General features: G+C 62.9%; 22 protein-coding genes and 1 pseudogene. 9 read left to right on the forward strand and 14 right to left on the reverse strand.

Features of this window, described 5'->3' with window-relative positions:
• Positions 1 to 169 precede the first annotated feature (169 nt).
• On the reverse strand, positions 170 to 607 hold the full coding sequence (locus tag WA145_RS13050) for a YhcB family protein (protein ID WP_422581991.1): 438 nt from the start codon (positions 605 to 607) through the stop codon (positions 170 to 172).
• A gap of 152 nt (positions 608 to 759) precedes the next feature.
• On the opposite strand from WA145_RS13050, the gene WA145_RS13055 reads away from it, so the two are divergent.
• From WA145_RS13055 to WA145_RS13070, 4 genes are all read left to right on the forward strand, one after another.
• Positions 760 to 1,389, forward strand: a complete 630-nt coding sequence (locus WA145_RS13055) for an alpha/beta hydrolase (protein ID WP_422581992.1) — start codon at positions 760 to 762, stop codon at positions 1,387 to 1,389.
• Between the two features lie 145 nt (positions 1,390 to 1,534).
• The gene (locus tag WA145_RS13060) at positions 1,535 to 2,881 is read left to right on the forward strand and encodes a tryptophan--tRNA ligase (RefSeq protein WP_422581993.1); all 1,347 of its coding nucleotides are present in this window, start codon (positions 1,535 to 1,537) and stop codon (positions 2,879 to 2,881) included.
• 439 nt (positions 2,882 to 3,320) lie between these two features.
• Positions 3,321 to 4,415 (forward strand): cell division protein ZapE, encoded by a 1,095-nt coding sequence (gene zapE, locus WA145_RS13065; RefSeq protein ID WP_422581994.1) that lies wholly within the window; start codon positions 3,321 to 3,323, stop codon positions 4,413 to 4,415.
• 148 nt (positions 4,416 to 4,563) lie between these two features.
• Positions 4,564 to 5,904, forward strand: a complete 1,341-nt coding sequence (locus WA145_RS13070) for a DEAD/DEAH box helicase (RefSeq protein WP_422581995.1) — start codon at positions 4,564 to 4,566, stop codon at positions 5,902 to 5,904.
• A 2-nt stretch (positions 5,905 to 5,906) separates the two neighbouring features.
• On the opposite strand, the gene WA145_RS13075 is transcribed toward WA145_RS13070, so the two are convergent.
• The 3 genes from WA145_RS13075 to WA145_RS13085 all read right to left on the reverse strand — a co-directional run bounded on the left by WA145_RS13075 (position 5,907) and on the right by WA145_RS13085 (position 8,725).
• Entirely contained in the window at positions 5,907 to 6,368 is a 462-nt protein-coding gene (locus tag WA145_RS13075) for a PAS domain-containing protein (protein ID WP_422581996.1), read from the reverse strand.
• A gap of 11 nt (positions 6,369 to 6,379) precedes the next feature.
• The gene (locus WA145_RS13080) at positions 6,380 to 7,381 is read right to left on the reverse strand and encodes a response regulator (protein WP_422581997.1); all 1,002 of its coding nucleotides are present in this window, start codon (positions 7,379 to 7,381) and stop codon (positions 6,380 to 6,382) included.
• A 96-nt stretch (positions 7,382 to 7,477) separates the two neighbouring features.
• Positions 7,478 to 8,725 carry a TIGR03862 family flavoprotein gene (locus WA145_RS13085; RefSeq protein WP_422581998.1) on the reverse strand — a complete coding sequence of 416 codons (1,248 nt, stop codon included), beginning with the start codon at positions 8,723 to 8,725 and terminating at the stop codon, positions 7,478 to 7,480.
• A gap of 114 nt (positions 8,726 to 8,839) precedes the next feature.
• Here WA145_RS13085 and WA145_RS13090 point away from each other — a divergent pair, with 114 nt between their 5' ends.
• Entirely contained in the window at positions 8,840 to 9,973 is a 1,134-nt protein-coding gene (locus WA145_RS13090) for an aminotransferase class V-fold PLP-dependent enzyme (RefSeq protein WP_422581999.1), read from the forward strand.
• A 14-nt stretch (positions 9,974 to 9,987) separates the two neighbouring features.
• Here WA145_RS13090 and WA145_RS13095 read toward each other — a convergent pair whose 3' ends face one another.
• From WA145_RS13095 to WA145_RS13110, 4 genes are all read right to left on the reverse strand, one after another.
• The gene (locus WA145_RS13095; protein WP_422582000.1) at positions 9,988 to 10,830 is read right to left on the reverse strand and encodes a DMT family transporter; all 843 of its coding nucleotides are present in this window, start codon (positions 10,828 to 10,830) and stop codon (positions 9,988 to 9,990) included.
• 108 nt (positions 10,831 to 10,938) lie between these two features.
• Complete coding sequence (locus WA145_RS13100) at positions 10,939 to 11,340, reverse strand: DoxX family protein (RefSeq protein ID WP_422582001.1); 402 nt, start codon at positions 11,338 to 11,340, stop codon at positions 10,939 to 10,941.
• A 73-nt stretch (positions 11,341 to 11,413) separates the two neighbouring features.
• Positions 11,414 to 12,097, reverse strand: a complete 684-nt coding sequence (locus tag WA145_RS13105) for a haloacid dehalogenase type II (RefSeq protein ID WP_422582002.1) — start codon at positions 12,095 to 12,097, stop codon at positions 11,414 to 11,416.
• Between the two features lie 84 nt (positions 12,098 to 12,181).
• Positions 12,182 to 12,733, reverse strand: coding sequence for a carboxymuconolactone decarboxylase family protein (locus tag WA145_RS13110; protein ID WP_422582003.1), 552 nt, complete (start codon positions 12,731 to 12,733; stop codon positions 12,182 to 12,184).
• Positions 12,734 to 12,875: 142 nt separating this feature from the next.
• Here WA145_RS13110 and WA145_RS13115 point away from each other — a divergent pair, with 142 nt between their 5' ends.
• Positions 12,876 to 13,487, forward strand: a complete 612-nt coding sequence (locus WA145_RS13115; protein WP_422582004.1) for a TetR/AcrR family transcriptional regulator — start codon at positions 12,876 to 12,878, stop codon at positions 13,485 to 13,487.
• A gap of 71 nt (positions 13,488 to 13,558) precedes the next feature.
• On the opposite strand, the pseudogene WA145_RS13120 reads toward WA145_RS13115, so the two are convergent.
• The 3 genes and pseudogenes from WA145_RS13120 to WA145_RS13130 all read right to left on the reverse strand — a co-directional run.
• Positions 13,559 to 13,690, reverse strand: a pseudogene (locus WA145_RS13120) (histone deacetylase); the annotation flags it as partial.
• 91 nt (positions 13,691 to 13,781) lie between these two features.
• On the reverse strand, positions 13,782 to 14,948 hold the full coding sequence (gene ampC / locus WA145_RS13125; RefSeq protein WP_422582005.1) for a class C beta-lactamase: 1,167 nt from the start codon (positions 14,946 to 14,948) through the stop codon (positions 13,782 to 13,784).
• 58 nt (positions 14,949 to 15,006) lie between these two features.
• On the reverse strand, positions 15,007 to 15,927 hold the full coding sequence (locus WA145_RS13130) for a histone deacetylase (RefSeq protein WP_422582006.1): 921 nt from the start codon (positions 15,925 to 15,927) through the stop codon (positions 15,007 to 15,009).
• A 184-nt stretch (positions 15,928 to 16,111) separates the two neighbouring features.
• On the opposite strand from WA145_RS13130, the gene tesB reads away from it, so the two are divergent.
• A complete protein-coding gene (tesB, locus tag WA145_RS13135; protein ID WP_422582007.1) occupies positions 16,112 to 16,981 on the forward strand; it encodes an acyl-CoA thioesterase II in 870 nt (289 codons plus the stop codon).
• Positions 16,978 to 17,565: an HAD family hydrolase gene (locus WA145_RS13140; RefSeq protein ID WP_422582008.1), complete on the forward strand. Its 588-nt coding sequence runs from the start codon at positions 16,978 to 16,980 to the stop codon at positions 17,563 to 17,565. The genes tesB and WA145_RS13140 overlap by 4 nt, the downstream gene beginning before the upstream one ends.
• Positions 17,566 to 17,682: 117 nt before the next feature.
• On the opposite strand, the gene cueR is transcribed toward WA145_RS13140, so the two are convergent.
• Both cueR and WA145_RS13150 read right to left on the reverse strand, forming a co-directional pair.
• Positions 17,683 to 18,081, reverse strand: a complete 399-nt coding sequence (gene cueR / locus WA145_RS13145; RefSeq protein WP_422582009.1) for a Cu(I)-responsive transcriptional regulator — start codon at positions 18,079 to 18,081, stop codon at positions 17,683 to 17,685.
• A 154-nt stretch (positions 18,082 to 18,235) separates the two neighbouring features.
• A complete protein-coding gene (locus WA145_RS13150) occupies positions 18,236 to 20,617 on the reverse strand; it encodes a heavy metal translocating P-type ATPase (RefSeq protein WP_422582010.1) in 2,382 nt (793 codons plus the stop codon).
• A 149-nt stretch (positions 20,618 to 20,766) separates the two neighbouring features.
• Here WA145_RS13150 and WA145_RS13155 point away from each other — a divergent pair, with 149 nt between their 5' ends.
• Positions 20,767 to 20,979: a heavy-metal-associated domain-containing protein gene (locus WA145_RS13155; RefSeq protein ID WP_422582011.1), complete on the forward strand. Its 213-nt coding sequence runs from the start codon at positions 20,767 to 20,769 to the stop codon at positions 20,977 to 20,979.
• On the opposite strand, the gene WA145_RS13160 is transcribed toward WA145_RS13155, so the two are convergent.
• Entirely contained in the window at positions 20,966 to 21,610 is a 645-nt protein-coding gene (locus WA145_RS13160) for a TetR family transcriptional regulator (RefSeq protein ID WP_422582012.1), read from the reverse strand. The genes WA145_RS13155 and WA145_RS13160 overlap by 14 nt on opposite strands.
• Positions 21,611 to 21,643: the final 33 nt, after the last annotated feature.

Raw genomic sequence — 21,643 nt, forward strand, 5'->3', positions numbered from 1 at the left:
TCCTTGCGGGTCTGCTTGCGCTTGCCTGCGTATTCGGCGTCGGCGAAGGTCATCTGCTTCATCGGAAAACTCAGCGGCTGGAATCCGGGTATTTTGCCAAAATCAGGAAGTCTTCTTCAGAGTTTCCTTAGTGCCTATTCGGTCGCCGAAACAACCGAATAAGCGCCTGTTACTTGTTCTTCAAGCCGTAGCTTTCATCGAGCATACCCGGAACATCGGCGCTTTTCGGCGCGTAGTCCTTGGGCATTTCGTGGTGTGCCGGTGCCTTGATGCGTTCGCGCTTTTCACTGCTGTCATCCGCATGCAGGGTGGCGAGCAGGCGCTGGCGAGTCAGTTCGTCGAATGCCAGGCGATTGGCCCCGTCGGATAGGTGCTGTTGCACGTCGAGTTGGGTTTGGCTGAGCTTTTTCACCAGATTGGCGGTGGTGTTGAAATGAGTCACCACCTCGCTCTGGTAGGCATCGAAGCGTTCTTGAATTTCATCCAGCTGGCGCTGGGTGCGGCTTGGGGCCGCATTGGGTGCCAGGCGGGCAATCAGGAAGCCAATGGCAATGCCGGCTACCAGGGTAATGGCGGGTAGCAACCAGGCGGTGAGCGTCTGTTCCACGAGTCCTTCCTCTCTAAACGGCTTTGCTTTACGTTAACGGCTCGAACCTGCGCTGTATACCGCAATGCAATGCCGAAACGTTTGCGGTGTTGTGTGTGGCGCAGGCTGTCAGCTAGACGAGTCGACCCACTGCGAGGTCACGGAGTTCAGTGTTGCTCACCCGCGAAACCCCTCTGATGATTGCCGGCCCCTGCGGCCAACTGGAAGCCTTGTGGCTGGATACCCCCGACGCCCGTGGCGTGGCGCTGATCTGCCACCCCAATCCGGTGCAGGGCGGCAGCATGCTCAATAAGGTGGTCTCCACCCTGCAACGCACCGCTCGTGACAGTGGCTTGGCCACGTTGCGCTTTAACTACCGCGGTGTCGGCGCCAGCGCCGGCAGCCACGATATGGCCAGTGGCGAGGTGGATGACGCCGAAGCCGTGGCCAACTGGCTGCGTGCGCAGTACCCCGAATTGCCGTTGACCCTGCTGGGCTTTTCCTTTGGTGGCTTTGTTGCCGCAGCGTTGGGCGCGCGCCTGGAAGCCCAGGGTGTGACGCTCGATAAGCTGTTTATGGTGGCCCCGGCGGTGCAGCGCCTGAGTGACGAAACGCCCCCAGCCAGCCACTGCCCGCTGATTCTGATCCAGCCCGAAGACGACGAAGTGATCGACCCGCAGCTGGTCTACCAGTGGTCGGCGGCACTCGGGCGTGCCCATGAGCTGCTGAAAGTGGCAGAATGCGGCCACTTTTTTCACGGCAAGCTTACAGACCTAAAAGATCTGCTGCTGCCTCGCCTCTGATCAGCTGCGCGTCGACCTGGCGTCGTTAAAATCAGGCTCGGAATGCTCATGTACAGCCGTACACTCCGCTTCCTCGCCTGCTTTTGCCTAGCCAGCTTCTAGCTCGCAAGATCAGCAAGATGGTTCAAGCAAAGCGAATTTGAATATGACCACTCGTATCCTTACCGGCATCACCACCACCGGCACGCCGCACCTGGGCAACTATGCGGGCGCGATTCGCCCGGCTATCGTCGCCAGCCGCGCTGCCGATGCGGATTCGTTCTACTTTCTGGCCGACTACCACGCGCTGATCAAGTGCGATGAGCCGGCGCGCATCCAGCGCTCGCGCCTGGAAATCGCTGCCACCTGGCTGGCGCTGGGCCTTGATACCGATAAGGCAACCTTCTATCGCCAGTCGGATATCCCCGAGATTCCCGAGCTGTGCTGGTTGCTCACCTGCGTCGCCGGCAAGGGCCTGCTCAACCGCGCCCACGCCTACAAGGCCTCGGTGGACAAGAACGTCGAGCAGGGCGAAGACCCGGATGCCGGCATCACCATGGGTCTGTTCAGCTATCCGGTGCTGATGGCTGCGGACATCCTGATGTTCAACGCGCACAAGGTGCCGGTCGGCCGTGACCAGATCCAGCACGTGGAAATGGCCCGCGATATCGGCCAGCGCTTCAACCACCTGTTCGGCAATGGCAAGGAGCTGTTCACCCTGCCCGAGGCGGTGATCGAGGAAGATGTGGCGACTCTGCCCGGCCTCGACGGGCGCAAGATGAGCAAGAGCTACGACAACACCATCCCGTTGTTCGGCAGCGCCAAGCAGCTCAAGGATGCCGTTGCACGCGTGGTGACCGACTCCAAGCTGCCGGGTGAACCGAAAGACCCGGACAGCTCGCACCTGTTTACCCTCTATCAGGCCTTTGCCGCACCCACCCAGCAGGCGGACTTCCGCGCTGCGCTGGAGGGCGGTATGGCCTGGGGCGAAGCCAAGCAGGCGCTGTGCAACCTGCTGGAAGCCGAGTTGGGCGAGGCGCGCGAGCGCTATCACGCGCTGATCGAAAAGCCGGCGGCCCTGGAAGACATCCTGCTGGCCGGTGCCGCCAAGGCACGCAAGACTGCCACGCCGTTTCTCGCTGAGCTGCGTGAAGCCGTGGGCCTGCGCTCCTTCCGTAGCCAGGCCGTCAACACGGCGGGTGAGAAGAAGAAAGCCGGCAAGAGCGCGCGCTTTGTCAGCTTCCGCGACGACGACGGCAGTTTTCGCTTCCGCCTGTTGGATGCCGCTGGCGAGCAGCTGTTGCTGTCCAAATCCTTTGCCGATGGCAAGGCGGCAGGCCTGGTCAACAAGCGTCTGCAATCCGGCGAAGCATTGGATATCCGCGAGCAGGACGGCGGCTTTGGCGTCTGGCTGGACGATGAGTGCGTGGCGCACAGCCCGGTATTCGCCGACAGCAGCGCCTGTCAGGCGGCGATCCAGCGTCTGCATGAGGCCTTGGCCCCGCAGGAGTGAGCGGAATGTAGGATGGGTTGAGCCTGCGATACCCATCACTAGGCAGCATGGGTATCGCTGCGCTCAACCCATCCTACGGCTGCATTAATCGGATTTCCGCTCGCCAGCCGTACTGGCCGATTGCCAAGCCGCGGGGGCGTCGCTAAAGTAACGCCCCCGTTTTACTTGCCCGACTAAGAGCCTGCTCAAAGGCTCGCGAGCTAGAGGCATGCAAGGCAGAGACAGGCGAGAAACGTAGCGCAGCGTAGTAACAGCCAACGGCTGGCCCCTAGGGTGAGCGCAGCGAATCAAGCGGAGTGTACTGGTGTACATGAGCATTACTCGTTGCACTCGCCCTTCGGGCCGCGCTGAAGCGCGTTATCCGCAAGCGGCATTCCGAGCCTGCCTCTAACGCAGCAGGCCCGACGCGCAGCAGACTTTGAACAGGCTCTTACGAATTATGACGCCCCTAGAACGTTACCAGGCTGACCTCAAACGCCCTGAGTTTTTTCATGATGCCGCCCAGGAAACTGCGGTGCGTCATCTGCAGCGCCTGTATGACGACCTGGTCGCTGCGGACAAGGGCAGCTCCGGCGTGTTCGGCAAGCTGTTCGGCAAAAAGCCCCAGGGGCCGGTCAAGGGCTTGTATTTCTGGGGCGGGGTGGGTCGCGGCAAGACCTATCTGGTGGATACCTTCTTCGATGCGCTGCCGTTCGAGCGCAAGGTGCGCACCCACTTCCACCGCTTTATGAAGCGCGTGCATGAAGAAATGCGCACCCTCAAGGGCGAGAAGAACCCGCTGACCATTATCGGCAAGCGTTTCGCCGATGAAGCGCGGGTGATCTGCTTCGACGAGTTCTTCGTCAGCGATATTACCGACGCGATGATCCTCGCCACCCTGCTGGAGGAGCTGTTCAAGAACGGCGTGAGCCTGGTCGCCACCTCCAATATCGTGCCGGACGGTCTGTATAAGGACGGTTTACAGCGTGCGCGCTTCTTGCCGGCGATTGCCCTGCTCAAGCAGCACACCGAGATCGTCAATGTCGACAGCGGCATCGATTACCGCCTGCGTGCCCTGGAGCAGGCCGAGCTGTTCCACTGGCCGCTGGATGCGGCGGCCGAGGAAAGCCTGCAGAAGAGTTTCCTCAGCCTGCTGCCCGAACACTGCTCGGTGCAGGAAAACGAGCCGCTGATGATCGAGAACCGCGCTATCACGGCACGCAAGGTCGGTGACGACGTCGCCTGGTTCGAGTTCCGCGAGCTGTGCGATGGTCCGCGTAGCCAGAACGACTACATCGAGCTGGGCAAGATCTTCCACGCCGTGCTGCTGGCCAACGTTGAGCAGATGAGCACCGCCAAGGACGATATGGCGCGGCGCTTTATCAACCTGGTGGACGAGTTCTACGACCGCAACGTCAAGCTGATCATCTCCGCCGAAGTGGAGCTGAAAGACCTCTATACCGGCGGCCGGCTGACCTTCGAGTTCCAGCGCACGCTGAGTCGTCTGCTGGAAATGCAGTCGCATGAGTTTCTCGCGCGCCCGCACAAGCCCTGAGTGTGGCAAACCATCTGTAGGAGCCAGTTTGCTGGCGATCTTGCGTTCGATCATCGCGAGCAAGCTCGCTCCTACAAAAGCAACGAGCAGCGTGCGTGCCCAGGCAGGATAAACTCTGCACCATCGACTTATTTCAGCGGTTAGCCCTATGACGTTTGCCTCCCTCGGCCTGATCGAGCCTCTGCTGCGTACCCTCGACAGCCTCGACTACAAAACCCCCACCGCCGTGCAGGCCCAGGCCATCGTGCCGGTCCTGCAAGGCCGCGATCTGATGGCCGCGGCGCAGACCGGCACCGGCAAGACCGCCGGTTTTGCCCTGCCGGTGCTGCAACGGCTGATGATGGAAGGCCCGCAGGTGGCGAGCAACTCGGTGCGCGCGCTGGTGCTGGTGCCGACTCGCGAGCTGGCCGAGCAGGTGCTGCAGAGCTTTATCACCTACGGTCAGCACCTGCCGCTGCGCAGTTATGCGGTGTATGGCGGGGTCAGCATCAACCCGCAGATGATGAAACTGCGCAAGGGTTTGGACGTGCTGGTGGCCACCCCCGGCCGCTTGCTCGACCTCTATCGGCAGAACGCGGTGAAGTTCAACCAGGTGCAGACCCTGGTGCTGGACGAAGCCGACCGCATGCTCGACCTGGGTTTTGCCAACGAGTTGCAGAATGTGTTTCGCGCACTGCCGAAGAAGCGCCAGACCCTGCTGTTCTCCGCGACCTTCTCCGAGGCGATCCGCGCCATGGCCGGCGAGATGCTCAACGACCCGCTAAGCATCGAGGTCAGCCCGCGCAATGCCGCCGCCAAGTCGGTCAAGCAGTGGCTGATTCCGGTGGACAAGAAGCGCAAGGGCGAGCTGTTTCTCCATCTGTATCAGGCCAAGCGCTGGAGCCAGGCCCTGGTCTTCGTCAAGACCCGCAAGGGCGTCGACGAGCTGGAAGCCGAACTGCAGCGCCACGGCATCAGCGCCGACTCGATCCACGGCGACAAGCCCCAGGCCACCCGCCAGCGCGCCCTGCAGCGCTTCAAGGATGGCGAGGTCAAGGTGCTGGTGGCCACCGATGTGGCGGCCCGTGGCCTGGATATCGACGACATGCCGCTGGTGGTCAACTTCGACCTGCCGATCGTCGCCGAAGACTATGTGCACCGTATCGGCCGTACCGGCCGCGCCGGCGCGGTGGGGCAGGCGGTGTCGCTGGTCTGCGCCGATGAAGTGCAGCTGCTATCGGCCATCGAAACCCTGACCCAGCAGGTGCTGCAACGTATCGACGAGCCGGACTTTATCCCCGACCACCGCGTGCCGCAGACCCTGCCCGGCGGCCAGGTGGTGAAAAAGCCGAAGAAGGCCAAGAAGCCGAAAGTGGTTGGCGGCGGCAAGGGCGGCAGCCTGGGTCGCTGGATGGAGGCCGATGAGCCGGCCGCGCCGGCGGTCAAGGCGGTGCGCAAGGTGCCGAGCTTTGCTGGGAAAGCGGGCAAGCCTGGAAAATTCGCTAAATAATCTTAGGCGCGGCTGCTGGCCTGTAGGGCTTCCAGCTGTTTCTTGTGGGTGGCGGCGGCGGTCATGTCGTAGATCACCACACAGATATGTTCGGCCTCGCCCTGGCCGCCGGCCAGCGGCAGCAGGGTGACGTTCTGGTACATAAAATCTTCCTGGCCGGTGATCGGCTGGTAGTTCTTGAAGCGCATCAGGTAGGGGTGCTGCTCCCACAGGCTGAACGCGCGGGTGCCCAGTTGCACCACGCTATCGACCTTGCGTTTTAGCCAGGTTTCGTTGATTTCCGGGAACAGGCTGAACAGCGTCTTGCCCTGCACCTCATCCGGCCCCAGGCCCGAATGGTTTTCCATAAAGCTGTTCCACACTTCCACCTGGTACTGGCGGTCGAGGACGATCACCCCGACGTCGATGCACTGCACGATATCGAGCAACCAGTGCACTTCCTGGATATCTATTTGCGCGGGCATGGGCGTACCGCCTACTTCATCAGGTAGTTGAGTTTGTGGGTCAGGCGCTGGATCGAGTCTTCGGTAAACAGCAACAGCAGGTCGAAGTGGATATTGTGCGCCTCCAGGCTGTAGCTGATTTCCACCGCCAGGGTCTTTTTCCAGCGGCGCTGGTTGATATGAATCAGCCGCTCGATGGAGGCGTGCTGGCCCAGCAGCAGGGGGTGGCCCTGGGAGAAACGCACGTCGATCTGTTCGGCAAGCCCGGCCAGGCAGGCGCCGATCAGGATACTGGCCAGATCCAGGAGCATTTCCGAGGTCTCGCTATCGTCCTTGGGCTGCCAGTCGAGCAGGCGCGCCATATCGGTCACTTCCGAGTCGTGGAACAGCAGCAGCGCCTCGCCGGCGATGCCGTCGCCGATAAAGCCCTGGCACGTCGCGCTCAGGCGCTCGCCGCGCATGGCATCGGTGAGGGTCATATGCAGTTCGCTGACCTCGAAGATATTCACCTGCGGCACCGGCAACTGCACAAAGACCCCGAGCGCCTTGGCCAGCAGTGCGGCGGCGCGGCCCATGGCGACGTTGCTGACCTCGCGCAGGGCATCGCGGAAATTCACCTTCAGCTCATCGAGCAGCGCGGCCTGGGCGATGGCGCCAGGCGTGGCCTTGGGGTCGAACAGGCCGAGCTCCAGCAGGGTGCTGCGCAGGATTTCCGGGTCGGCGGGCTTCTTGATAAAGGCCAGGGCGCCGAGTGCCTTGACCCGGCGTACGGCTTCCTCCTGCACGTCCCCGGAAACCACCAGCACCTTGCAAGCCAGGCCTTCGGCGCGCAGTGCGGTGAGGGTTTCGTAGCCATCCAGTACCGGCATGGTCAGGTCCAGCAGCATCACCTGGCCCAGCCCCTGACGCAGCGCAGCCAGGGCTTCCTGGCCATTGGTGGCCTGGCTGATGGTCACCGGCCATTCCGGCGGCAGGGCGCGGATCAACTGCTTGCGCGCCATATTCGAGTCGTCGCAGACCACTAGAGGGATCACGGCTAGAGGGTACCTGTGTGCGTGGAAAGGGCGTCGTTCTGCGGCGGTTTTCTGCAAGCATAGTCGCTGGCCCAGGCCGCATGGGTATCGCGGCGCTCAACCCATCCTAGGGCTGTGCAACCAATCCAGCATCCCCTGTGCGGCGCGCCGGCCGCTGGCAAAGCAGGCGGTCAGCAGGTAACCACCGGTGGGCGCTTCCCAGTCGAGCATCTCGCCAGCGCAGAAGGTGCCGGGTAGCGCCTTGAGCATCAGGTTGCCGTCCAGTTGCTCGAAAGGTACGCCGCCGGCCGTGCTGATGGCTTCATCCAGTGGCCGTGGGCGGATCAGGGTGATCGGCAGGGCCTTGATCGCGTTGGCCAGCAACACGGGGTCATTGAAGGCAGCGGCGCTGGCCAGTTCGCGCAGCAAGGCGGCCTTGACCCCGTCGATGCCGGCCTGGCGATGCAGATGCTTGGCCATCGACTGCGAGCCGCGTGGTTTGCTCAGGGCCGTCTGCAGCTTGGCCAGCGGCGTCTGCGGCAGCAGGTCGAGATAAACAGTGGCGCTGCCGTGCTGGTTGATCGCTTCGCGAATAGCCGCCGACAGGGCATACACCAGGCTGCCTTCGATACCGCTGGCGGTCAGCACGCACTCGCCCAGGCGTGGCGTTTCACCGGGCAGTTGGAGGCTGATGTTCTTCAGCGGCGCGCCGGCGAACTTGTCCCGCAGAAACGGGCTCCAGGCCGCTACATCGAAGCCACAATTGCTCGCCTGCAAGGGCGCGATAGTTACGCCACGCGCTTGCAGCAGCGCCGCCCAGGCACCGTCTGAACCCAATCGCGCCCAGCTACCGCCGCCCAGGGCCAGCAGGGTGGCGTCGGCCGTTATCGATTGTTCGCCGGCGGGCGAGGCAATCCGCAGCGCGCCGTGGTTATCCCAGCCCTGCCAGCGATGCCGGGTATGGATCTGTACACCCAACTCGCGCAGGCGCTTAAGCCAGGCACGCAGCAGCGGCGCGGCCTTCATATCGCTGGGGAACACCCGGCCCGAGGTACCGACAAAGGTGTCGATGCCCAGGCCGTGAATCCAGGCGCGCAGGGCGTTGGCATCGAAGTCCCGCAGCAGTGCAGCCACCTCGCTCTGGCGCGCAGCATAGCGGGCGACAAAGGCCGGCTTGGCCTCGGAGTGGGTGATATTCATGCCGCCGACCCCGGCCAGGAGGAACTTGCGCCCCACCGAGGGCATGCCGTCGTACAGCTCGACCTGCACACCGCCCTGGGCCAGTACCTCGGCCGCCATCAGCCCGGCGGGGCCGCCGCCGATAATGGCAACGCGAGGGGCAGGCTGTTGGGCGTTAGTGGTCATGGCGATATCGGGCGGGAATTAAGGGCGTGCATTCTAACCGAGGCCGCCGCGACCTTGTTATTTGCCCCGGCTTCGGGCACGGTCGGGACACGACTTTTCTGCCTGGAGCCGCATATGTCTGACCTCTATCCCAGCATCGACCCCGATGGCCTGATCGAATACTCGGTGGTCTACACCGACCGCTCCCTCAACCATATGTCGCAGTCGTTCCAGGGCGTGATGAAGGATATTTCCAGCACCCTGAAACAGGTCTACAACGCCCACGCGGTGGCCATCGTGCCCGGTAGCGGCACTTTCGGCATGGAAGCGGTGGCGCGCCAGCTGGCCACCGGGCAGAAGTGCCTGGTGCTGCGCAATGGCTGGTTCAGCTACCGCTGGACGCAGATTTTCGAGATGGGCCAGATCCCTTCTGAGTCGATTGTGCTCAAGGCGCGTCCGGTCGCCGAGGGCAGCCAGGCCGCGTTCTCGCCGCCGCGGCTGGTCGATGTGCTGGCGGTTATCGCCGCGGAAAAACCGCAGGTGGTGTTCGCCCCGCATGTGGAGACCTCTTCCGGGATGATCCTGCCGGACGGCTACCTGCGCGCCGTGGCGGATGCCGTGCATGCGGTTGGCGGCCTGTTTGTGCTCGATTGCATCGCCTCCGGCACCCTCTGGGTGGATATGCAGGCCTGCGGTATCGACGTGCTGATCAGCGCCCCGCAAAAAGGCTGGAGTGCCTCGCCCTGCTGCGCCCTGGTCATGCTCAGTGAAGCCGCCCAGGCCCGCGTCGAAGCCACGCAAAGCAGCAGCTTTGCCTGCGACCTGAAAAAATGGCTGCAGATCATGCAGGCCTACGAGCAGGGCGGCCATGCCTATCATGCGACCATGCCCAGCGATGCCCTGGCGCGTTTTCGCGAGGCCATGCGTGAGGCCGAAGCCATCGGCTTTGCCACCGTGCGCCAGCAACAGCAGGAACTCGGCGAGCGCGCGCGCGCACTGCTGACCCGCAAGGGTTTTAACAGCGTCGCCGCGCCAGGCTTCGAAGCCCCCGGTGTGGTGGTGTGCTACACCACCGATGCCAGCATCAAGAACGGCAGCAAATTCGCCGCCCAGGGCCTGCAGATCGCTGCCGGCGTGCCGCTGCAGTGCGACGAGCCGGCGGATTTTCAGACCTTCCGTCTGGGCCTGTTCGGGCTGGATAAGCTGGGCAATATCGAGCGCACCGTAGCCACGCTGGAGCAGGCGCTGGATAAGGTATTGGCGGGCTAACGTATTCGCCCTGGCTAGGCGCGCCGATGCTGGGCATTGAGCAGCAAAGCGATACCGCCGAGTACGGCGGCGGCGCTGATCAGCAGGCGCACGCTCAGTGCCTCGTCGAGCAGCAGGCTGCCGGCCAGTGCGGCAATAATGGGCACGCTGAGCTGCACGCAGGCGGCCTGAAAGGATTGCAGGCCGCGCAGTGCGGTGTACCAGATGGCATAGCCGATCCCGGAGGTCAGCGCGCCCGACAGCAGGGCATACACCAGCCCCGGCATGTCCCAGCGGGCTTGGCCGAAAAACAGGGCGCTGAGCAACAGCGCCAAGGGCGTGGCGCGCAGAAAGTTGCCGGTTGTGGCGGCCAGTGGGTCGTTCACCCCGCGCCCCAGTAGCGAGTAAACGCCCCAGGCTACACCCGCCACAAGCATCAGCAGTGCAGCGCCGGTGGGCGGCCGGCTGGCTCCCGGTAATAGCAATACCAGTAACCCGGCGCATGCCAGCAGCAGGCCGCAGGAACCGTTGAGGCTTAGGCGTTCGCCGCGGTACAGGCCCCAGGCAAACATGCTCAGTTGTACCGCGCCGAACAGAATCAAGGCCCCTGTGCCTGCATCCAGGTTGATATAGGCGAAGGAAAACCCGGCCGCATACACAAATAGCGCAGCAGCGGCGGGCCAGCTGCCGGTGCTGATGCGCTTGGTCATGCGCAAACGCATGATCAGCCACAGCGTCAGAGCGCCTGCTGCAAGGCGCAGGCTGGTAAAGCTGGCTGCATCGATGTCGGTGTCGCGCAGTGCCAGGCGGCACAGCAGCGAATTGCCGGCAAAAGCCAGCATGGCCAGTGCCGTCAGCAGTAGGGTTCGTGTGCTCATCAGTGTCCAGCGGGAGCAGAAATTAGCCATCTAAGCACAACAGCCACCGCACCGGCATTGCTGCCGATGCAGTCTTGCTGTTGTGGACGGGTGTGCATGGCTCGGTGGTCAGGACCTGTCCAGCACCCAGGTGTCATCCTCACGAAAGGCAATCAGCAACAGGCTGGCGGCGAAGATGATCAACGACGGATAGAACAAGGCATTGCTGCCGGTAAAGAACCAACCCCATGGATCCAGTACCGATTTAAACACCGCCAGCAGTGAGGCGCTGTTGAGCAGCAGCTGTACGGGATACGCCCAGCGGCGGGCCCAACCCACCACCACGGCCAGGCCTATAAGAATCTGCAGCACACCGGCAATCTGCAGTGCGCTCTGTGTCGCAAGAAAACCAAAGTAAAACTTGTTGGCCACTGCCAGGCCGTGTTCCACATTGAACAGCTTGTCGGCGCCCCAGATAACCAGCAGCCAACCCAGCGAGACACGCAGTAACAGTAGGGTGATTTTTTTCATCAAGTGGCTCCGTATCCCCGCCGTCAGTCAGACATGGGCAAGAGGTTGAAGGAATTAAGTGCTCGACGAATGGCTATTTGGCGGGCCCGAGTTGGCTGGCCAACGCGCTAAAATCGGCGAGGGTAATGTCGGGCTGAACCTCCCACGGATCAAACACAGCCTGCGGGTCACGGCGTAACCAGGCCGTGCTCAAGCCGGCGTGGGCGGCCCCGAGAATGTCGAAGGCGTTCGATGAGACCAGGCACACCTCTTTGGCCGGTAGGCCACAGCTGCGTACCAAGTGCTGATAAACCTTGGGGTCTGGCTTGAACGAGCGCACATCCTCGACGCTCACCACCGCCGCAAAAAAGTCAGCTAGGCCGGCTCGGTGCAATAAGTGTTGTACGGCCGCACGGCTACCGTTGGAGAACGCATACAGCTGTCGGCCCTGCTGCCGCAGCGCTTCAAGGCCGGCGGGTACGTCGCTAAAAGCATCCAGTTCGGCATAAGCCTGCATGGCCTGTTCGACGGCGTTCTCGCTGATGGCGACCTGCTGTTCACGGCAGACAAACACCAAGGCCTGGCGGGTACACACTGAGAAGTCGCAATAATCCCCCATCAGCCCCCTACGGAAGCTGTACTCCAGTTGTTTCTGCCGCCACAGGCGCGAGACAGTGGGGGCCTTGTCACCGATCAAGTCGGTCAAACGGGCCAGAACTGCCTGGGTGTCAATCAGTGTTCCGTAGATGTCAAAGGCCACGGCGCCGTGCATGTTCATATAAGCATCCTCTGTTTGCGGAGAGATGGCGGATCTGGTTAGCGCAGGTACGCCCCGAGGGGCTGTACCTGGATCAGCATTGACCTACTTTTTTTCCCAGGCAAAGCCTCGGAAGGCTTGATCGATGGGGGTTTGCGCAATGTGATTGGTGTAGTTGCTGATGATTTTTTGGCTCAGGCCAAGAATCACTTCCAGTACATTCTGCTGGGTAAAACCGGCGCCGTAGAACGCCTCCAGTTGGCCGGCTTCTAGCTCGCCGCGCTGGCGCAGCATAGCCAGGGTGAAGTCGCGCAGGGCTTCCAGCCTGGGCGTAGGCAGTGCTGTCTCGTCGCGTAGGGCATGGTTGATCTCGTCCGATACCTTCATCAGCTTGGCGATGCCGGTGTGCGCCGGTACGCAGTAATGGCAGGCATGCTCGACGTTGATGGTTTGCCATACCACGGTCTTCTCATCGGCGTCGAAGCTGCTATTGAGAAACAAGCCGTGGAGCGCTTGATAGGCGTTGAGCAGCTCAGGTGATTCTGCCATCACCGCATGTAGGCCGGGTACTCGACCAAAGGCTTTGTGTGATTTTTCCAGTAGGGCTTTGGCTGCTTCGGGTGCGCTGTTGTGGTCGTGCAGGGTGAAAGAGCGCATGGTGCAACTCCTTATTTGAGTGATCGTTCAATAATTATGGCGCTCACCGTAATTGAAGATTTACAGGCAATCAAGCCAAAATTGAGCGATCATTCAAAATTGAATCTGGTGGTTAAACTGCCGTTTTATCCGAGAGCTGACGATGGCCCGCACTGCTCGTTTTGATCGACAGGTTGCCCTGCACAGGGCCGTGGAACTGTTCTGGTCACGTGGTTATTACGCCTCCTCAATGAAGCATATTGAAGAGGCCCTGGACATGCGCCCGGGCAGTCTGTACGCCACGTTTGGCAGCAAAAGCGGTTTGTTCAGCGAGGCCCTGGATGCTTACGCGGCCCGCGGCAGGGATGAGTTTGCCCAGGTACTCGACAGTGCACCGAGTGTTATCGAGGGGCTCAAGGGCTACCTGCAGGCGCTTGCAGGCCGCTGTATGGGCACGGCACACGCCCCGACGCAGGCGTGTTTGCTGGTTAAAACGCTGCTTGAGGTAAATACCGAAGATGCTGCTTTGCGGGCGAAGGTGGAGGCCCTGCTGGCGCTGATTGAAGCGCGCCTGTATGCCGCCCTGACGCGGGCCAAGGCTGCTGGGGAGTTACGTGCCGATGTTGATTGCCAGCGCTTAGCCCGTTTGTTGCAAGCGCAGATCATGGGCCTGCGTGCCTTTGCCACGCGCGAGGTACCGGACGCGCAGATTGCCGCGCTCGCCGAGGACATGGCGAGCATGCTGGATGGCTTTCGCGCAGTGCCTGGTGCATAGCACTCACTTCACCCCCGTGGACGCCGTTATAGCGTGCCTATGCCCGCCGCCGTGGTACCTGGGCCGGGCTGTTAACCCAGCCCGCGCGCCTGCCAAACCTTGGCGGCGCTGTGATGCAGAATGCCGTGGCGCCGGGCCAGGGCATGACGGTCCTTGCCGTAGCCGCCGCCGATCAAACCCACTACCGGGATATCGCGGCCCAGTTCGTAGGATGGGTTGAGCAATGCGATACCCATCATCCTCCAGACGTTACAGCGATACCTGCCTATGGGTATCGCTGCGCTCAACGCCATCCTACGGTGTGCTTGTGCCCTGCGTACGCTGATCCAGCGCGGCCAATATTGTGTAGGCCGCCTTGATTCTGGCGGAGTTGGGGTAGTTCTTGTTGGCCAGCATGACCAGGCCCAGTTGCTGGCTAGGGACAAACACGACGTAGGCACCGAAGCCGCCGGTGGAGCCGGTTTTGTTAAATAGGCTGCTGCCCGGCTCGAATTTGGGCGTTGCGAGGCGGCTGGCTTTTTGTGCTTCCAGCACCATCGCTGGCGAGTTGCCGGCCTGCAGGCGCTCCAGGCTGATCGGGTAGGGGTAGCGTTCCCAGCCGAGGCTCTGGGTCATGTCGCCGATGCGGTAAAAGCCCGTCTGGGTGGTGGCGATGGCGCGCTGCAGTTCAGGGCCCAGGCCGGATGGGCTGAGGTTGGCCTGTACAAAGCGCAACATGTCCTTGGCATTGGTTTTTACCCCGTAGGCTTCGGCGTCGAGCATCCCTGGCGAGACGCGCAGCGGCTGATTGTCTTTGCTGTAGCCGTAGGCATAGCGCGGCATCTGCGCGGCTGGCACCTGGATATAGCTGTGTGGCATGTCGAGCGCGGGGAACAGCGTGCCTTCCATCAGTGTGGGGAAGGGTTGACCCATGCTGCGTGCGGTGAGGTAACCGAGCAAGCCGATGCTGGGGTTGGAGTAGCGCCTGTGGTTGCCCGCCGCGTATTCAGGCTGCCACTGGCGGTAGTAGGCGAGCATGCTGGCTGGGTCGGTCACGTTATCAGGGAACTGCAGCGGCAACCCGCCGGCGGTGTAGGTGCCGAGGTTGAGCAGGCTGGCGTTTTCCAGCGGGCTGCCGCGCAGCTCGGGCCAGTGCTGGCCGGCGCTGTCGCTGAGGTTGAGCTTGCCGTTCGCCTGCGCCAGACCTGCGAGGGTGGCGGTGAGCGGTTTACTCAGCGAGCCGATTTCAAACAGGGTATCGCGGGTTACCGCTTGCGGGTCGTCCCGGCGCGCCACGCCATAGTTGAAGTAGTGCGCCTGGCCGTTGTGGCTGAGCGCCACGGCCATGCCGGCAATGTCGTATTCCGCCATCAGCGGACGGACGCTGGCGTCTACCAGCGACTGCAGTGTGTCGGCTGCTGGTGCGGCAGTGGCGCTGCCGAATGCCAGTGCGGCCAGCAGGGCGATGATCTTTCCGTGCATGGGATGGGTGCTTCCTTGGTTGTGGTGATGGGCGATATGACTGCGCCCTGTGCCGCTTTTATCCCAGCCCGCGCGCCTGCCAAACCTTGGCGGCGCTGTGATGCAGGATGCCGTGGCGCCGGGCCAGGGCGTGACGGTCCTTGTCGTAGCCGCCGCCAATCAAACCCACTACCGGGATATCGCGGCCCAGGCAGTGGTTAAGCACGGCTTCGTCACGGGCAGCGATGCCGGCATCCGTGAGGTTGAGGTAGCCGAGGGCGTCGTCTTTGTGCACGTCGACGCCAGCGTCGTACAGCACGATATCCGGCTGATACATCGGCAGCAGGTAGTTGAGGCTGTCGTCCACCACCTTGAGGTAGTCGGCATCGCCCATGCCGTTGGGCAGGGGAATGTCCCAGTCGCTGGCGGCCTTGCGCGCCGGGTAATTCTTTTCGCAGTGCAGCGACACGGTGACGGCCTGCGGGGTGTTTTCCAGCAGGCGTGCGCTGCCGTCGCCCTGGTGCACGTCGCAGTCGAAGATCAGCACCCGCTGCACCTTGCCGCTGGCCAGCAGATACTGGCTGATCACCGCCAGGTCATTGAAGATGCAGAAGCCGGCCGGGTGATCGTAGTGGGCGTGGTGGGTGCCGCCGGCCAGGTGACAGGCCAGGCCATGTTGCAGGGCCTGTTCAGCCGCCAGCAGCGAGCCGCCCACGGCGCGCACGGTGCGCTGGGCCAGGGCGGCGCTCCAGGGCAGGCCAAGGCGGCGTTGTTCTTCATGGGCCAGCTCGCCGCTGACAAAGCGTTGGATATAGGCCGGGCAGTGGGTCAGGGCGAGTACGTCGGTTGGGCACAGCTCGGGGCGCAGCAGCTCGGCGTCGGTGCTCAGGCCGCTATCGATCAAGTGATCACGCAGCAAGCGGAACTTCTCCATGGGGAAGCGGTGATTGGCCGGGAAGGGCGGGCTGTAATCGTCGTGGTAGACCAGCGGCAGGCGCATGGCGGCGGGCTCGGGCGAAAGAGCCCGAAGTATGGCGGCAGGTTTGTCCGACACTCAAGCTCGGCTGCTGATTGGCCATAATGCTGCCATTATTGTCCGCATCCATCGTTCAGTCGGGCCGACAAGCCTTGGCAAAGTCTTTACCATCTCGCCCCCAGCCAGATGCGTTAACAGGAGAGCATGCATGAGTCAGGTGTTGAATGAGTTGGTCGCCCTGCTGACCCTGGAAACCATCGAAGAGAATCTGTTTCGTGGTGTCAGCCAGGACCTCGGCTTTCGCCAGTTGTATGGCGGCCAGGTGCTCGGTCAGTGCGTCTCGGCGGCCAGTCAGACGGTGGAGCCTGCGCGGCATGTGCATTCCATGCACGGTTATTTCCTGCGCCCGGGTGACGCCACGCTGCCGGTGGTTTATCAGGTTGAGCGGGTGCGTGATGGCGGCAGCTTCAGCACGCGGCGGGTGACGGCGATTCAGAAGGGCAAGCCGATTTTCACCTGCAGCGCTTCCTTTCAGTTCGATGAAGAAGGCTTCCACCATCAGAATGCGATGCCCGAAGTACCGGGGCCGGAACAGCTGAAATCGGAAACCGAGCTGGCGCGCCTGGTGGTCGATGCCCTGCCGGAGCGCATGCGTGAGCGGGCGGTGAGCGACAAGCCGATCGAGATTCGCCCGGTAACAGTCGGCAATCCCTTCGCCCCCAAACCCAGCGAGCCGGTCAAGCATGTGTGGTTCCGCGCCGCAGGCGAGCTGCCGGATGATCCGCAGCTGCACAAATACCTGCTGGGTTACGCCAGCGACTTCAACCTGCTGACCACCTCGATGTTGCCGCACGGGGTTTCCGTGTGGCAGAAGTTTATGCAGGTCGCCAGCCTCGACCACTCGCTGTGGTTCCATGGCAACCTGCGCATGGACGACTGGCTGCTCTACAGCATGGACAGCCCCTGGGCTGGCAACGCCCGTGGTTTCTCCCGTGGCAGCATTTTCAACCGCCAGGGCCAGCTGGTCGCTTCGGTAGCGCAAGAGGGCTTGACCCGAATCCGTGAGGATTGGAAATGAGTCTTCGCAGTGCGAAGCATTGGGTGTTCGATATGGACGGCACCCTGACCCTGGCGGTGCACGACTTCGAGGCCATCAAGCGGGCGCTGGATATTCCGCTGGCTGACGACATTCTCGGCCATCTGGCCTCGCTACCTGAGGCAGTGGCGGCGGCCAAGCATGCCTGGCTGCTGGAGCATGAGCGTGAACTGGCGCTGAGCGCCGAGCCGGCACCCGGGGCGATTGAACTGGTGCGCGAGCTGCACGGGCGTGGCTGTCGCCTCGGCATCCTCACCCGCAATGCCCATGAGCTGGCGCTGCTGACCCTGCGCGCCATCGGCCTGGATGACTGCTTTGCCGTACCCGACGTGATCGGCCGTGATGAGGCGCCGCCCAAGCCCGATCCGGGTGGTCTGCTGCACTTTGCCCGGGCCTGGCAGGTCGCGCCGAGCGAGCTGGTGATGGTTGGCGATTACCGCTTCGACCTGGAATGCGCTCGCGCGGCCGGGGCGCGCAGCGTGCTGGTCAACCTGGCGGAAAACCCCTGGCCGCAGCTGACCGACCATTTCGCCCTGGATTGCCGGGCGTTGCAGCGGTCGTTGTAGCCGACGAACGCAGTCAGTCGTGTAGCCTGGATAAGCGCAGCGCAATCCGGGATGGCGGGCGCGCGTATCCGGCAATGGCCCGGATTGCATCCGGGCTACGGCCAGTCGCAGCCTCTGTTAATGACTGCAGCCGGACTCCAGATCCTTGAGGATCGGGCAGTCCGGGCGGTCGTTGCCCTGGCAGTTGTCCATCAAGTCCTTGAGGGTGTCGCGTAGGCCGCTGAGTTCGCTGATCTTGCGCTCCAGCTCGGCGATATGCGCGGCGGCCAGGGCTTTCACATCGGCGCTGGCGCGTTGCCGGTCCTGCCACAGGGCCAGTAGCTGGCTGACTTCTTCCAGAGAAAAACCCAGATCGCGCGAGCGTTTGATAAACGCCAGGCGATGCAAATCCTGCTGGCCGTATTGGCGGTAACCGCTGCCTGAGCGACCCGCAGCGGGCAGCAGGTCGATGCTTTCGTAGTAGCGAATCATCTTGGCGCTCAGGCCGGTTTGCTTGGCGGCTTGGCCGATATTCATACTCGTCTCGCAAAGGTTGTTCGTAGGATGACGTTGAGCGTAGCGATACCCATCATCGGTCTATGCCTGTGGCCGCTTGCATGGCTTATACCGATGATGGCGGCGCCTTTGCTTGTGTGGCAGCAGGCTAAGGGCGTGCGCCCCATCCTACGAGTCATGGCTTAGGTTTCCAGGTTTTTAGCAGCAAGGCATTGCTCACCACGCTGACGCTGGAGAGCGCCATGGCCGCGCCAGCCAGCATCGGGTTGAGCAGACCAAAGGCCGCCAGCGGGATGCCGATCAGGTTATAGGCGAAGGCCCAGAACAGGTTCTGGCGGATCTTGTTGTAGGTGCGCCGGCTGATATCCAGGGCGTCGGCCACCAGGCGCGGGTCGCCGCGCATCAGGGTGATGCCGGCAGCGTGCATGGCCACATCGGTACCGCTGCCCATGGCGATGCCGACATCGGCAGCCGCCAGCGCTGGCGCATCGTTGATGCCGTCGCCGACCATGGCCACCACCGCGTCTTGTCTAAGTGCTGCGATGATCGCCGCCTTGTCTGCCGGCAGCACCTCGGCATGTGCCGCCGTGATACCCAGGGCCTTGGCCACCGCCTTGACGCTGCCGGGGTTGTCGCCGCTGAGCAGATGGCTTTCGATGCCGCGTGCGCTCAGTGCGGCGATGGCATCCAAGGCGCTGGCCTTGAGTGTGTCGCCAAAAGCGAACAGGCCGAGCACCTGCGGTTGCGGCGCCAGTTCCAGCAGCCAGGACAGGGTGCGCCCCTCGGCCTCCCAGGCCAGGGCGTCGGCGGCCAGTTCGTCAGGCAGCAGGAAGTGCTCTTCCAGCAGGCGCTTGTTGCCCAGGGCTAGCTGCCGTTCGCCGATCTGCCCGGCGATACCGCGCCCGGCCAACGCCTTGCTATGGCTGACTTCGGCGAGGGCTAGCTGCTGTTCTGTGCAGGCGTCCAGCACCGCCTTGGCCAGCGGGTGTTCGCTGCCACGTTGCAAGGCACCGGCCAGTTGCAGCAGCTTGTTGGTGTCGCCGTCCACTGCGCGCAGATGGGCGATACGCGGCGCGCCGGAGCTGAGGGTGCCGGTTTTGTCGAACGCCACCAGACTGACCGAATGGGCGATTTCCAGGGCTTCGGCGTCCTTGATCAGGATGCCGTGGCGCGCGGCCACCCCGGTGCCGGCCATGATCGCCGTGGGCGTGGCCAGGCCGAGGGCGCAGGGGCAGGCGATCACCAGCACCGCCACGGCATTCAGCAGCGCGGTTTCCATCCCGGCGCCCAGCAGCAGCCAGGCGAGCAGAGTAGCCAGGGCGATCAGCAGCACGCTGGGCACAAACACCTGGCTGACTTTATCCACCAGCTTCTGGATCGGCGCCTTGGCCGCCTGGGCGTCTTCGACCAGGCGAATAATGCGTGACAGCACGGTTTCTGCGCCCAAGGCGGTGGTTTCGATCAGCAAGCGGCCTTCGCCGTTGATCGCCCCCGCGGTAACCTTGTCCCCCGGTTGTTTGGGCTGCGGCAGGCTCTCGCCGCTAATCAGCGCCTCGTCGGCATGGCTCTGGCCGTGCGTGACCCGCCCATCCACCGGGAAACGTTCGCCGGGCTTGACCACAATGCAGTCGCCCAATTGCAACTCGCCCAGCGCCACCCATTGCTCGCCGCCCTCTTGCAGGCGCAGGGCGCGTTCCGGACGCAGCGCCTGCAGGGCGCGGATGGCGCTGCTGGTCTGACGTTTGGCACGGCTCTCCAGGTATTTGCCGAGCAGGATCAGGCTGATGATCACCGCCGAGGCTTCGAAATACAGATGCGGCATGCTGCCAGCGGGGCTTACCGCCCACTGATACAGGCTCAGGCCGTAGGCGGCGCTGGTGCCGATGGCCACCAGCTGATCCATATTTCCCGCGCGGGCGCGCAGGGCGCTCCAGGCGGCGCGGTAGAAACGCGCACCGAAGATAAATTGCACCGGCGTGGCCAGGGCGAACTGCAGCCAGGCCGGCAGCATCCAGTGCAGGCCGAAGGGTTCGGCAAGCATCGGGATGACCAGCGGTAGGGTCAGCACAATGGCCAGCAGCAGCGCCCAGCGTTCGCGCTGCAAATGCGGCTCGGCCGTTGGTTGGGCCTGGCTTGCATCGTCCAGCAGGCTGGCGTGGTAACCCGCCTGGCTGACGGCCTGCAGCAGAGTATGGTGATCAGTACCGCGCAGCACCTGCAGCTGCGCCTGTTCGCTGGCCAGGTTGACGCTGACCGCGAGTACGCCCGGCTGCTGCGCCAGGGCGCGTTCGATACGCCCGGCGCAGCTGGCGCAGGTCATGCCTTCCAGGTTCAGCTCCAGGCGCTCGCTGGGCACCTGATAACCGGCCGCGCTGACCGCATTGACCAGCTGTGCCAGGCTGCCGGCGGGCGCTTCGACTCGCGCCTGTTCACTGGCCAGGTTGATGTTGACGCTGGCGACATCGGCCACCTTGATCAAGGCGCGCTCGACCCGTCCGGCGCAGCTGGTGCAGGTCATGCCGCTAATGGGCAGGTTGAAGGTGGTGAGGCTGGACATGGGTGGTCCTCCATTGAGTTCCAGTATAGGATCAACCTTGACATAAGGATAAGGTCAAGCCCATTTCTCACTTGACCTTGCCCTTATGGCAAGGCCAACACTGCAGCTGTCCGCTTATCATGGCGGTTTATTTATTCAGGAGGTGGCTTATGCAGGTTTCTCAGGTTCACACATTCCGGGTCGATGGCATGACCTGCCAGCATTGCGTCAAGACCATCACCGAGGCGCTGTTGGCCTGCGACCCGGCGGCGAATGTAAAAGTGAAATTTCCCGGTGGCGAAGTGCAGGTGAGCAGCAGCGTTGCGGTGGATCAGCTGATGGTGGCGATCGTCGAGCAGGGTTACGGCGTCAGCCTGGCGTAGGCGTTGCGGCGCTTGGCCAGTCACGGATCAGCCCGCGAAAGCAGGCATCGATCATCGGCGCGGCGTCGTTAAGCGGGTCGAACAGATTGGGGTCGCGCGACCAGTCGTGAAACAGCCCGACAATCAGCGCATGCACAGCCCGCGCAGCCAGGCGCGGGCTGAGCCCAGAGTGCAGACGCGGTGCGGCGGACGGGGCGCTGAACTGTTGCTCGCAGAGTGCGATAAACAGGTTGATAAAGGCTTCGTGGCGTTCTTCGGCCTCGCGCAGCTCTTCGGTGAATTCACAGCGGCGCAGCAAGATGGTGAAGATACGGCGCTTTTGTTGATCGCGCGCGAGGTTCTCGATGGCCTCGATACACAGCTCACGCAGGGTCATTAGCGGGTCGTGAGCCGGGCAGCCGCGCATGCGTTCGGCCAGTTGTTCGGGCGGCAGGCGTACCTGATTGAGCATGGCGTTGAACAGGTCAGCCTTATTGGCGAAGTGCCAATACACCGCGCCGCGCGTCACCCCGGCGTGCCGCGCAATGTGCTCCAGGCTGGTGTGCGCCACGCCTTTTTGCAGAAACAGGGTTTCGGCCGCCTCAAGGAGGGCGATGCGGGTTTTCTCGGCGTCTTCTTTGGTTCGGCGCATGGCTGCAGGCGGATTTCTGGCTAGGCTCAGGAC

Origin of the sequence: Pseudomonas sp., from assembly GCF_049301935.1 — a bacterium.
Taxonomy (GTDB): Bacteria; Pseudomonadota; Gammaproteobacteria; order Pseudomonadales; family Pseudomonadaceae; genus Aquipseudomonas.